Genomic DNA, 12444 nt, shown 5'->3' with positions numbered 1-12444 from the left:
GCTCAGAGGTTATGAGCGCACCAATTATTGCCCCGTCCATTCTCGCTGCTGACTTCGCTCGCCTCGACCGCGAGGTTGAGGCTGTAGCCAATGCAGATTGGCTACATATCGACGTCATGGATGGCCATTTCGTTCCCAACCTGTCCTTCGGCGCTCCGGTGCTGGAGGCCGTAGCTGCGGTGACGGACAAGTACTTGGATGTCCATCTCATGATTGAAAACCCGGAGAAGTGGGTCGACACCTACATTAAGGCGGGGGCGAGCTCCGTTATCTTCCATGTGGAAGCCGCCGACGACGCCATCGCACTGGCACGCCACATTCGTTCCCAGGGCGTGAAGGCCGGGTTCTCACTGCGCCCGGGTACCCCAATTGAGCCGTGGCTGGATCACCTCGCCGAATTCGACGAGGTGCTGGTCATGAGTGTCGAGCCCGGTTTCGGGGGCCAGTCCTTTATGCCGGATCAGCTGGCCAAGGTCGAGAAGCTACGTGAACGCATTGATGCCGAAGGTCTGGATACTCTGATCGAGATTGACGGTGGTATCTCCGCCAAGACCATCGAATCCGCTGCCGCCGCTGGTTGCGACGCCTTTGTCGCAGGGTCGGCCGTTTTCGGCGCTGATGATCGTGCGGCGGCTGTCGATGAGCTGCGCGCATTGGCCACCGCTGCTGCAACTAAGTAGACGGCGGTGAGAAACGGTGGCACAGTTTCCGGATCTCGTCTCCGCACAGCCGCTGACTGACGAACAAGCGATGGCATTGGCCATAGAAGCCGGCCAGCGAGTTCGAGGCACCACTTATCCCAATCCACCGATTGGTTGCGTCATCCTCGATACCGCAGGGATCGCGGTAGGTGTGGCCGGAACTGAGCCTGTAGGCGGGCGACACGCAGAGCCACAGGCATTGGAGATGGCGGGGCCACGAGCTCAGGGCGGCACTGCAGTGGTCACACTCGAGCCGTGCAATCATATCGGCCGTACACCACCGTGCACCGAGGCACTTGCGGCAGCCGGTGTTTCCCGCGTCATATTTGCAGTCGCCGATCCGAATCCCGTGGCCGCTGGCGGCAGCGAGTGGTTGCGTTATAAAGACATCGAGGTCGTTGAAGAATTCCAGCGTAACCGAGTAGCCGCTGGCTACCTACGTCCATGGTTACATTGGCAGCGCACTCGGCGCCCACACATCACGCTGAAGACTGCGGGCACGCTGGATGGTTTCGCTGCCGCTACCGACCGCACCTCGCAGTGGATCACAGGGGAGCAGGCGCGGGCACGGGTACATATCGATCGTGCACGTCGGCAAGCGATTGTCGTCGGAACGGGAACAGTGCTCGCCGACAATCCGCGATTGACCGCGCGCACACCAGACGGCGAGGAGCTGTCAACACAACCTCTGCGCATCGCGATTGGCACTTCGGAGGTCGCCGCCGATGCGAATATCCGTGGCGATAACTTCCGCCACATTCGCACTCACGATGTGGAAGTGGCGCTGGAGACAATGGCGGATATGGGGCTTATTGACGTGCTGGTAGAAGGCGGTCCACGGCTCGCCAGCGCTTTCTTAGAAGCCGATGCTGTCGACGCGATTGAGTCCTATATTGCCCCGGCCTTTCTCGGCGCTGGTCTGCCAGTGACATCGGCCAACCACGAGACCACCATCACTGACATCTCCCGTTTCCGTACCGTCGCGGTAGAGACTCTGGGGGATGACATTTTGATCACGGCACTCCGCAGTGGCAAAGATCGCGGGTAGACCGGCTAGAGTTAATTTTGGAAAAAATCTTTCAATTTATAACAAACGGTAAAGGATTTTCCTGACCACTATGTTTACGGGAATTGTTGAGGAACTCGGCGAAATTCGCGAAATCCACCGCGAAGCCGATTCCATTACGCTGACCATTCGCGCGACCACCGTGCTTGACGACGTGCACCACGGTGACTCCATTGCTGTCAATGGCGTTTGTTTGACCGTCGTGGAGTTTGACAATGACTTCTTTACCGCTGATCTCATGCAAGAGACTCTGGATAGGTCGAGTCTCGGCCAGGTTGAGGTCGGTTCCAAGGTCAACCTCGAACGTGCAACCGCAGTAGGGCAACGCCTCGGCGGCCATATCGTGCAGGGACATATCGATGGCACCGGCGAGGTTATTTCGCGCACGCCAGGGGAACGCTGGGAAGTAGTGCGGATTTCTCTGCCGAAGCAGCTCTCCAAGTATGTCGTGGAAAAGGGCTCAATTGCCGTGGATGGCACCTCGTTGACTGTCTCTGCAGTAGGCGAGAGGTTCTTTGAGGTCAGCCTGATACCGACGACGCTGACGGACTCCGTTATTGGTTCAACCGCAGTAGGCACCAAGGTCAATTTGGAAGTCGATGTGCTAGCCAAGTACGTCGAGAAAATGTTGGAAAGATAAGCTACAAGACTGTGATTAAGTTCGATTCTGTTGAACGGGCCATTGCGGACATCGCAGCCGGTAAGGCCGTGGTCGTCGTCGACGATGAAGATCGTGAGAACGAGGGCGACATCATCTTCGCCGCAGAGAAGGTAACGCCTGAACTTGTTGCCTTTATGGTTCGCTATTCCTCTGGTTACATCTGTGCACCGCTGACCGCCGAGGACTGCGAGCGTCTGAATCTGCCACCGATGGTGTCGGAGAATGAGGATGCCCGCGGTACCGCATACACAGTGACCGTGGATGCCAACACCGGTACGACCGGTATTTCCGCCACAGATCGTGCGAACACCATTCGTACTCTGGCTGACCCCACGTCCAGCCCGCACGATTTCACCCGACCGGGACACGTGGTTCCGTTGCGAGCTCGCGATGGTGGCGTCCTCATCCGTGCCGGCCACACCGAGGCTGCGGTCGATCTCGCCCGCCTGGCAGGGCTTCGTCCTGCCGGTGTGCTGTGTGAGGTTGTCTCCGAGGAAGACCCGACCAGCATGGCGCGCGCGGAGGAACTACGTCGCTTCTGCGACGACCACGATTTAGCGCTGATTTCCATCGAGCAGCTCATCGAATACCGTCGCCACAACGAACACTTGATTGAGCGCGTTGTCGAAACCAAGCTGCCGACCGACTACGGCGAGTTCCGTGCCATTGGTTACCGCAGCCTTATCGACGGTGTCGAGCATGTCGCTCTCGTTGTGGGGGATGTGTCTTCCAACAATGGCCAGGATGTCCTCGTGCGTGTGCACTCCGAATGCCTCACCGGCGACGCATTGGGATCTCGCCGCTGCGACTGCGGGCAACAGCTGCACAACTCCATGCGCATGGTCCACGAGGCAGGGCGCGGCGTCATTCTCTACATGCGCGGTCACGAAGGCCGAGGCATTGGTCTGATGCCGAAGCTGCAGGCCTACCACCTGCAAGATGAAGGCGCTGACACCGTTGATGCCAATCTCGCACTCGGTTTGCCGTCGGACGCCCGCGAGTACGGCACTGGTGCACAGATTCTGCAGGATCTTGGGGTCACCTCTATGGCGCTGCTGACGAACAATCCGACCAAGCGCGCCGGCCTAGGTGGTTATGGACTGGAGATGAGCCGCCGGGTACCGGTGCCAGTTGAGGTCAACGAGGATAACTTGAAATACTTGTTGACAAAGCGCGAACGCATGGGCCATGAACTTCCTTGGTTGGATGAGTACATGGAGACCCACGGCATTTCGACAGAAGGAGCACAGTAGATGAGCGGCGCAGGTCTTCCTGAAATTACCGTTCCCGATTCCACTGGTGTGACCGTCGGTCTGGTCACCTCTCACTGGAACGAGGAGATTACTGGGCAGCTTCGTCGTGAAGCGCTGGCACAGGCTGAGGAGGCCGGCGCTGTAGTCACGGATGTGACTGTCGTCGGTGCTCTGGAGATTCCGGTTGTGGTACAGCAGCTCGCGCGAACTCACGACGCCGTGGTGGCGCTGGGATGCGTTATCCGCGGTGGTACGCCGCACTTCGACTATGTCTGCGACTCGGTGACTGAGGGGCTGACGCGGATTGCACTGGACTGTGAGACGCCTGTTGGCAATGGTGTATTGACCTGCAACACTGAGCAGCAGGCAATTGATCGTGCCGGCGGTGAGGGAGCTGTGGAGAATAAAGGTCGCGAGGCCATGGCCGCAGCGCTGCATACCGTCGCCGTGTTGAAGTCTCTTCGTGAAGGTGGAGCTGAGTAAGAATGGGTAACTCCGAACGCCACAGCAATTCGACTGCCGTCGACACCGGTAGTGAAGACAAATGGCTATTGGAAATCACCTCGCAAAAGCTGCGTCTGTGGGCGATTATCGCTGCAGTTGTAGTCTTCGCTATCCATATCTTCATGGGCATCGTGGTGGACTTTGGTAACACCGGCGCTTCGGTGACGACTATTGACCAGCTGGCTTTCCCAATGATTGGTTTGATCATCGCCGGGGTAATCCTGCTGCTGACTCGGGCTCGCGTTCGCGTAAATGCCACGGGCGTGGAAGTCCGCAATCTGCTCAATGCGAAGTTCTACCCGTGGGTCGATGTCTACGGCCTGAGTTTTCCAAAGAAGTCCCGCTGGGCTCGCTTGGAGCTGCCAGACTTTGAGTTTGTGCCGATGCTCGCGCTCCAGTCAGCCGACGGCAGCCGCGTCGTGGAAGACATCCGCCGGTTCCGTGAACTTGAAGACAAGTTCATGCCGGAGGATTAACCCAAGGACATGTTTTAAGGACACCGTAAGTGACTGACCCTTCTCAGTACCGTCCCGCCCCCGGCACCATTCCCACGGAGCCGGGGGTGTACCGTTTTCTCGATTCAACCGGACGCGTTCTCTACGTCGGCAAGGCGAAGAATCTCCGTGCGCGTCTGTCTAACTACTTCCAGGACTTAACTCGGCTGCATCCCCGCACCCGCCAGATGGTGCAGTCCGCTTCGAAGGTGACGTGGACTGTTGTCCACAATGAGGTCGAAGCGCTGCAGTTGGAGTACACCTGGATCAAGCGCTTTAATCCGCGGTTCAACGTGATGTACCGCGACGATAAGTCGTATCCGATGTTGGCCGTCAGCGTCGGCGAGCTGTACCCGCGGCTGTTTCTCTACCGAGGACCGCGCCGGAATGGCGTGCGTTATTTCGGCCCCTATTCACACGCGTGGGCCATCCGAGAAACCCTCGACTTGCTTACACGAGTTTTCCCGGCCCGCACTTGTTCCAGGGGAGTCTTCAACCGGCAGCAGGCCCTGGGACGGCCCTGTTTGCTCGGCTATATCGACAAATGCTCGGCGCCTTGTGTCGGCCGTGTCAGTGCCGAAGAACACCGCGAAATTGTCCGTGGTTTTACCAGCTTCATGTCCGGGAATACGGGTCCGGTCACCAGGCGCTTGAAGAAGGAAATGGAGGAAGCTGCCGCCGAGTTAGACTTTGAGCGCGCCGCGAGCCTGCGCGACAACCTCGCTGCCATCGACAAGGTCATGGAGCGGCAGTCAGTCGTGCTTTCCGACGCCGCCGATGCCGATTTTATTGCGCTAGCAACCGACGAACTGGAAGCGGCCGTGCAGATTTTCCACGTTCGAGCAGGACGTATTTACGGTCAGCGCGGCTGGGTAGTGGAGAAGTCCGGCGAATACGCGACTACAGAGTTTCGAGAGGGAGAGACAGACCCCAGCTTGGGTGGGCTGCTAACGCAGTTCCTGACACAGTTCTATGGCGATGCCGCCAAGCACGCGGATGTCGACGGCGATGAATCGACCACTGCTGCCCAAGTTGTGCCACGCGAAATTCTCGTCCAGGCCACGCCCGACGATCTTGACGAGGTTGCTGCATTTTTGGCCGATATTCGTGGCACCAATGTGGACATTCGGGTCCCGCAGCGCGGTGACAAGCGGACACTCATGGAGACCGTGCAGAAAAATGCAGCTGAAGCGCTACGCCAGCACAAACTAAAGCGAAGTGGAGATCTAACTACTCGATCGCAGGCTCTCTCCGAACTTCAGGACGCGCTGTTTATGGATGAAGCGCCGCTGCGTATCGAATGCACTGACATCTCGCATATTCAAGGCACCGATGTGGTGGCCTCGTTGGTGGTCTTCGAGGACGGATTGCCGAAGAAGTCCGACTATCGCCGCTACCGTATCAAGGATGCAGCGGGTGACGGTCGCTCCGACGACGTCGGCTCCATTGCTGAGGTGGTGCGCCGTCGTTTTCTGCGCCATAACGAGGACAAGCTCGCCATGCCCGATGATGCCAGCGAAATGTTCGTCGAAGAGACGACTGATGCCGTCGATGAGCAGTCGAGGAGTAGCCGCAAATTTGCCTACCCGCCACAGTTGTTCATTGTCGACGGTGGTGCACCGCAGGTCGCAGCCGCTCAGGCAGTCCTCGATGAACTCGAGGTCACCGATGTGACGCTCGTGGGTATTGCCAAGCGCTTAGAAGAGCTGTGGATTCCCGACGATGATGAGCCACTCATTCTTCCGCGCAATTCGGAAGCGATGTACCTTATCCAGCGAATTCGTGATGAGGCGCACCGCTTTGCCATTACTTATCACCGTCAGCAGCGCTCTAAGCGCATGCGCTCTTCGGTACTCGATGGCATTAAAGGGCTGGGGCCAGCACGCCGCAGTGAGTTGGTCAAATACTTTGGCTCCGTTGCGGCGCTGAAAAAGGCCAGCGTCGTGCAGATAGAAGAGGTAGCTGGTTTCGGGCCGACGCTCGCGAAAACTGTCTACGATTACCTCCACCCAGACGAAAAATCCTCAGAACCAAACTCGGATGTCGGTACCGGAGAATAGGCGTAGAAGTAGGTAAACAAGTGGCTAAAACCGCACTTGAAACAGTGCTAGCGGGTTTACTTCCGCTAGTAAAACCGAGAGCGGTTGGCCGAAATTGTATTAGAGTATTGGCATGATTACTTCGGGTTATTCCCCTCAGGCTGAAAAGTCACTTGTGCTGATTACCGGCATGTCCGGTTCCGGACGCAATACGGCCGCCAGCGTCTTGGAGGAGATGGGCTGGTATGTCGCAGACAACCTGCCCCCGGAGTTGATTATGCGCATGGTCGAGTTGTCGTTTGAGGCGGACTCTCCAGTAGAGCGCCTCGCTATCGTCACCGACGTTCGCTCGCGCGCATTCGCGGGCAGTTTGGGGGAGGTGCTCGACGGACTCCGCAATGAGGGGCGCCAGCCCTATGTCATCTTCTTCGATGCTAACGACGACACCCTCATCGCCCGCTACGACTCAGTCCGCCGCACACATCCGCTGCAGGAAAATGGCACGCTTTCACAGGGTATTGCAGCTGAACGTCAGATGCTGCTGCCCATAAAGGGCATGTCGGATTTGGTAGTGGATACCTCTGACATGAGCGTGCACGATTTGCGCCGTGAGTTAGAGCATCAGCTGTCGGATACCGCTAGCAAGATTCAACAGATTACCATCGAGTCCTTCGGGTTTAAGCACGGTGCACCGCGCGATGCCGACATGCTTTTCGACGTCCGTTTTCTCCCCAACCCCTATTGGGTACCTGAGCTGCGTGCGGGCCGTGGTACCAACAAAGCAGTGGCCGACTACGTACTGTCCCAACCGGAGTCTCAGGGGTTCTTGGACAACGTCACAAACTTGATTGAATTGGTTTTGCCCGGTTACCGGCGTGAGGGCAAGGGTTTTATGACTATCGCTGTGGGATGCACCGGAGGCCACCACCGAAGTGTGGCCATGTCGGAGGCGCTGGCTAAGAAGCTCGAGGGAGTTTCCGGGATCAACGTCAACGTCGTTCACCGCGATATTGACCGCAATTAGCGGTTTCCGTGGAGGTGTAGAAATTGACATCAATTACCAGTCTGGGCGGCGGTCATGGTCTATTTGCCACGCTGAGAGCTGACCGTCAAGTTGCGGACCATGTCACAGCGGTGGTCACAGTTGCCGACGATGGAGGATCCTCCGGTCGCCTTCGTCGTGAGCTGGGGCAGATTCCCCCTGGAGACCTTCGCATGGCGCTCGCCGCGCTTTCCGCAGATACGGAAAAAGGAGATCTGTGGGAAAAGACACTGCAGCACCGCTTTGGCGGAACTGGCGCACTCGCAGGGCATGCGATTGGGAATCTGATCATTGCTGGCCTCACCAGTGTGATGGGAAATGAAGTCGACGCGCTTGACGAAATTGGCCGGTTGTTGCAAATCCAAGGTCGCGTCGTGCCCATGTCGCCAATCCCGTTAGAGATTGAGGCCGAAGTCGTTGGCCTGGAGCAGGATGCTCGCGTCGTGCGCCAAGTCCGTGGCCAGGTCGCAGTGGCCACCACGCCTGGCCAGGTGCGTCGAATCCGGCTGATTCCTGAGGCGCCGCCGGCATCCGAGGAGGCCATTGAAGCTATCCTCAATGCTGATTTGGTGACGCTGGGTCCGGGTTCGTGGTTCACTTCGGTTCTGCCACATCTTCAGGTGCCCGGGTTGCGGGACGCTCTGCAAGAAACCAATGCCACAACCGTCGTGGTGCTTAATCTGGTCGCCGAGCCGGGGGAGACCGCCGGCTTTTCTTCCGAACGGCACATCCATATGCTCACGCAGCATGCACCTAACTTGAAGCTCAATTACGTGCTTGTCGACGACAACACGCCGCTCGCGGATACCGAACGGGAATACCTGCAGCGAGCGGCGGACAGCCTAGATGCGAAAGTGGTCTTCGCCGATGTGCAAGAAGTGGACGACTACGGAGCTCTGACGGGTCGGCATTCGCCGGAGAAGCTAGCTACTGCACTTCGTCAGTTCCTCTAAAGCGTCCGGCGAATCGAGGGTATTTCTGCATTCTCCTGCGGGGATGCAGCAGGCGATCAGCTAATTGCCACTCGATTGGTTCAGGATACTATCCTTGAGGTTTATTGCTAGAGTTCAAATGGGGTTAATTAAACCTAAATTAGCCAGGCCCAAACCCAGCTCGTACACATGAAATGAGGATCGACAGCATCGTGGCATTGACGGCGAAGGTCAAAGACGAACTAGCCCGCGTGTCAGTTTCGCAGGAAAGCGCTCAGGCAGCGGAGATTGCGACCCTGTTCCGCTTCGCGGGAGGACTCCACCTGGTGGCAGGTTCGATTGTGCTGGAGGCTGAGTTGGATTCCGGCGCTGTCGCACGCCGCCTGCGCTCCATGCTGGCCGAACTCTACGATGTCAAAGCCAGCCTCAATGTCTTGTCTCCCGGTGGGTTGCGAAAGACCTCGAAGTACATCGTGCGGGTAACCGATGGCGCGGAACTTGTCGTTAGGCAAACTGGCCTGATTGACTCTGCAGGACATCCCGTACGTGGGCTACCACGCAAGCTGATCATGGGGCAGAAGATTGATCAGGAAGCTGCATGGCGGGGTGCATTTTTGGCACATGGTTCACTGACTGAGCCTGGGCGTTCCTCAGCTTTGGAAGTCACTGCTCCTTCAGCTGAAGCGGCACTCGCATTGGTGGGATGTGCTCGTAGGCTCGGAATTACGGCTAAGAGCAAGGAAAATAAGTCCCGCAGTGGCGATCGAGTTATCATCCGGGAGGGCGATGCGATTGGTGCGCTCCTCACGCGAATGGGAGCCCAGACTACTCGCCTGCAATGGGAAGAACAGCGAATGCGTCGTGAAGTGCGAGCTACGGCCACCCGCTTGGCAAACTTCGACGATGCCAACCTGCGGCGCTCAGCTCGTGCGGCCGTTATTGCGGCGGCACGAGTAGAACGCGCTCTAGAGATTCTCGGCGACGATGTACCAGATCACTTGGTGTCTGCAGGACAGCTGCGCATCGAGCACAAGCAGGCATCATTAGAAGAACTTGGACAGCTAGCCAATCCGCCAATGACCAAAGACGCAGTCGCAGGACGCATCCGGCGTTTGCTCTCCATGGCGGACAAAAGAGCAAACGAACTCGGAATTCCCCCCACAACTGCAGTCGTTACAGACGAACTTTTTGACAAAGAAGTTGACGAGTAAAGCACCTGTTATGCCTAGTCAGGTGCGGAAATTTGGATGAATCTCCGTTTATTTGGGACTTTTGCGCCAAAGCATCGCTGCGCGAATGAAAAACCCAACGTACACTTCTGTAGTGAACCTGTTGGAGCGCAATCAGCGCCCTGACAAGTGGCATCGATTCGCCAATCCATTAAGGAGATTATTGTGACGGTTCGTGTAGGTATTAACGGTTTTGGTCGCATTGGCCGCAACTTCTTCCGCTCTCTGCTCGCTGCGGGCGCTGACCTGGAAGTCGTTGCTGTAAACGACCTCACTGATAACAAGACCCTGGCTCACCTGCTCAAGTACGACTCCATCATGGGCAAGCTTGACGCAGAGGTCACCTACGACGATGAGTCCCTCACCGTCAACGGCAAGCGCATCGCCGCATACGCTGAGCGCGACCCGAAGGACCTGCCGTGGGGCGAGCACAAGGTCGACATCGTCATTGAGTCCACCGGTTTCTTCACCGATGCCAACGCTGCCAAGGCTCACATCGAGGCTGGCGCCAAGAAGGTCATCATCTCCGCTCCGGCTAAGAACGAAGACGCAACCTTCGTTGTCGGCGTCAACCACACTGACTACGACCCGGAGAAGCACAACATCATTTCGAACGCTTCTTGCACCACCAACTGCCTGGCTCCGATGGCTAAGGTTCTGGACGACAAGTTCGGCATCGAGCGCGGTCTCATGACCACCATCCACGCATACACCGGTGACCAGCGCCTGCACGACGCTCCGCACAAGGACCTGCGTCGCGCTCGCGCTGCTGCTCTGAACATTGTTCCGACCTCCACCGGCGCTGCAAAGGCAGTTGCTCTGGTTCTGCCGCAGCTCAAGGGCCTGCTGGACGGCTACGCACTGCGTGTTCCGACCCCGACCGGCTCTGTCACCGACCTGACCTTCACTGCTAAGAACGAGGTCACCGTCGAGTCCGTCAACGCTGCCATCAAGGAAGCTGCTGAGGGCGAGCTCAAGGGTGTTCTGGGCTACAACGAGGATCCAATCGTTTCCAAGGACATCGAGGGCGACCCGCGTTCCTCGATCTTCGACGCACCGCTGACCAAGGTCATCGGCGATCAGGTCAAGGTTGTCTCCTGGTACGACAACGAGTGGGGCTACTCCAACCGCCTCGTCGACCTGGCTGTCTACGTCGGTGAGCGCCTCTAATAACACACCTGGTTAATCCCAGACCCCGAACGGGCCGGGGTGGTTGTGCCTGAGTAGGGCACGCCACCCACGGCCCGTTTTTTACACACTTTCACAAGGATTTCATTGAGATGACTGTTAAGACTGTCAAAGACCTGATCAACGAAGGTATTGAAGGCCGTTACGTCCTCGTCCGCTCCGACTTTAACGTTCCGCTGAAGGACGGCGTAATCACCGATCCGGGTCGAATCGATGCTTCGCTGCCCACTCTGTCCGCTCTTGTCGACGCCGGTGCCAAGGTCGTTGTTATGGCTCACCTGGGTCGCCCGAAGGGCGAGGTTAAGTCCGAGTTCTCCCTGGCCCCGGTCGCTGAGGCTCTCTCTGAGCGTCTGGAGCAGTACGTCGCGCTCGCCGGTGATGTCTCCGGTGAGGACGCGCACGAGCGCGCTAATGGTTTGACCGAGGGCGATGTACTTCTGTTGGAGAACGTCCGCTTCGATCCGCGCGAGACCTCCAAGGACGAGGCAGAGCGCGCCGAGTTCGCAGCCGAGCTGGCTGCACTTGTTCCGGACGGTGCATTTGTCTCTGACGGTTTCGGTGTTGTTCACCGCGCCCAGGCTTCCGTCTTCGATGTCGCGAAGAAGCTGCCGCACTACGCCGGCAACCTGGTTCAGGCTGAGCTTGAGGTTCTGCGCAAGGTTGCAGAGACCCCGGAAAAGCCGTACACCGTCGTGCTCGGCGGCTCCAAGGTTTCCGACAAGCTGGGTGTTATTGAGGCTCTCGCGCCGAAGGTTGACTCCCTGGTCATCGGCGGCGGCATGTGCTTCACCTTCCTGGCTGCCAAGGGCTACGCCGTTGGCGCATCCCTGCTGCAGGAAGAGATGCTTGACACCTGTAAGGATTTGCTGGACCGCTACGGCGACAAGATTGTTCTGCCAACCGACGTAGTCGTGGCCGACAAGTTCGCAGCAGACGCTGAAAACAAGGTCGTAGACGCCACCGAGATTCCGGAAGGCTGGATGGGCCTGGACATTGGACCGGCTTCCGCTGAGGCATTCGGCAAGGTGCTGGCTGAGTCCAAGACTGTGTTCTGGAACGGCCCGATGGGCGTGTTCGAGATGGAGGCTTTCGCAGCTGGCACCCGCGAGGTTGCACAGGCCATCATCGATGCCACCACTAACAACGGTTGCTTCTCCGTCGTCGGTGGCGGCGACTCCGCAGCGGCAGTACGTACCCTGGGATTGAACGAGGAAGGTTTCAGCCACATCTCCACCGGTGGTGGCGCTTCGCTGGAGTTCCTCGAGGGTAAGACTCTGCCGGGCGTCTCCGTCCTGGAAGACTAAGATTTTCCCACCACTTGGTTTTCATCGCTTA

At 57.9% G+C, this 12444-nt stretch carries 12 protein-coding genes; all 12 read left to right on the top strand.

The window, feature by feature from the left end:
* Nucleotides 1-11: 11 nt before the first annotated feature.
* The 12 genes from rpe (at nt 12) to pgk (ending at nt 12413) form a co-directional block, all read left to right on the top strand.
* Nucleotides 12-680, top strand: coding sequence for a ribulose-phosphate 3-epimerase (gene rpe, locus HMPREF2614_RS04550; protein ID WP_038628938.1), 669 nt, complete (start codon nt 12-14; stop codon nt 678-680).
* Between the two features lie 16 nt (nt 681-696).
* The gene (ribD, locus tag HMPREF2614_RS04545) at nt 697-1749 is read left to right on the top strand and encodes a bifunctional diaminohydroxyphosphoribosylaminopyrimidine deaminase/5-amino-6-(5-phosphoribosylamino)uracil reductase RibD (RefSeq protein WP_038628940.1); all 1053 of its coding nucleotides are present in this window, start codon (nt 697-699) and stop codon (nt 1747-1749) included.
* Between the two features lie 70 nt (nt 1750-1819).
* Nucleotides 1820-2407: a riboflavin synthase gene (locus HMPREF2614_RS04540; RefSeq protein WP_038628943.1), complete on the top strand. Its 588-nt coding sequence runs from the start codon at nt 1820-1822 to the stop codon at nt 2405-2407.
* 11 nt (nt 2408-2418) lie between these two features.
* Nucleotides 2419-3681, top strand: a complete 1263-nt coding sequence (locus HMPREF2614_RS04535) for a bifunctional 3,4-dihydroxy-2-butanone-4-phosphate synthase/GTP cyclohydrolase II (protein ID WP_049181011.1) — start codon at nt 2419-2421, stop codon at nt 3679-3681.
* On the top strand, nt 3682-4164 hold the full coding sequence (ribH, locus tag HMPREF2614_RS04530) for a 6,7-dimethyl-8-ribityllumazine synthase (RefSeq protein WP_038628949.1): 483 nt from the start codon (nt 3682-3684) through the stop codon (nt 4162-4164).
* A 2-nt stretch (nt 4165-4166) separates the two neighbouring features.
* Entirely contained in the window at nt 4167-4661 is a 495-nt protein-coding gene (locus HMPREF2614_RS04525) for a PH domain-containing protein (RefSeq protein ID WP_038628952.1), read from the top strand.
* 29 nt (nt 4662-4690) lie between these two features.
* Nucleotides 4691-6739: an excinuclease ABC subunit UvrC gene (uvrC, locus tag HMPREF2614_RS04520; RefSeq protein WP_070560320.1), complete on the top strand. Its 2049-nt coding sequence runs from the start codon at nt 4691-4693 to the stop codon at nt 6737-6739.
* A gap of 112 nt (nt 6740-6851) precedes the next feature.
* Nucleotides 6852-7742, top strand: a complete 891-nt coding sequence (rapZ, locus tag HMPREF2614_RS04515) for an RNase adapter RapZ (RefSeq protein WP_005510809.1) — start codon at nt 6852-6854, stop codon at nt 7740-7742.
* A 23-nt stretch (nt 7743-7765) separates the two neighbouring features.
* Nucleotides 7766-8713 (top strand): gluconeogenesis factor YvcK family protein, encoded by a 948-nt coding sequence (gene yvcK / locus HMPREF2614_RS04510; RefSeq protein ID WP_038628961.1) that lies wholly within the window; start codon nt 7766-7768, stop codon nt 8711-8713.
* Between the two features lie 191 nt (nt 8714-8904).
* Nucleotides 8905-9903, top strand: coding sequence for a DNA-binding protein WhiA (gene whiA / locus HMPREF2614_RS04505; protein WP_038629636.1), 999 nt, complete (start codon nt 8905-8907; stop codon nt 9901-9903).
* Between the two features lie 183 nt (nt 9904-10086).
* A complete protein-coding gene (gene gap, locus HMPREF2614_RS04500) occupies nt 10087-11091 on the top strand; it encodes a type I glyceraldehyde-3-phosphate dehydrogenase (protein ID WP_049181090.1) in 1005 nt (334 codons plus the stop codon).
* 110 nt (nt 11092-11201) lie between these two features.
* A complete protein-coding gene (gene pgk, locus HMPREF2614_RS04495; RefSeq protein ID WP_049181013.1) occupies nt 11202-12413 on the top strand; it encodes a phosphoglycerate kinase in 1212 nt (403 codons plus the stop codon).
* Nucleotides 12414-12444: the final 31 nt, after the last annotated feature.

The sequence above is a fragment of the Corynebacterium sp. HMSC074C11 genome, from assembly GCF_001809455.1.
Taxonomy (GTDB): domain Bacteria; phylum Actinomycetota; class Actinomycetes; order Mycobacteriales; family Mycobacteriaceae; genus Corynebacterium; species Corynebacterium amycolatum.
The sequence above is the reverse complement of the archived record's forward strand: the minus strand, read 5'-3'. Positions and strand labels throughout refer to the sequence as shown.

Bases quoted from the DNA above. Each gene is read 5' to 3' on its own strand.
- rpe (WP_038628938.1), top strand. From the start codon at position 12: ATGAGCGCACCAATTATTGCCCCGTCCATTCTCGCTGCTGACTTCGCT.
- pgk (WP_049181013.1), top strand. From the start codon at position 11,202: ATGACTGTTAAGACTGTCAAAGACCTGATCAACGAAGGTATTGAAGGC.
- HMPREF2614_RS04540 (WP_038628943.1), top strand. From the start codon at position 1,820: ATGTTTACGGGAATTGTTGAGGAACTCGGCGAAATTCGCGAAATCCAC.
- rapZ (WP_005510809.1), top strand. From the start codon at position 6,852: ATGATTACTTCGGGTTATTCCCCTCAGGCTGAAAAGTCACTTGTGCTG.
- ribH (WP_038628949.1), top strand. From the start codon at position 3,682: ATGAGCGGCGCAGGTCTTCCTGAAATTACCGTTCCCGATTCCACTGGT.
- HMPREF2614_RS04525 (WP_038628952.1), top strand. From the start codon at position 4,167: ATGGGTAACTCCGAACGCCACAGCAATTCGACTGCCGTCGACACCGGT.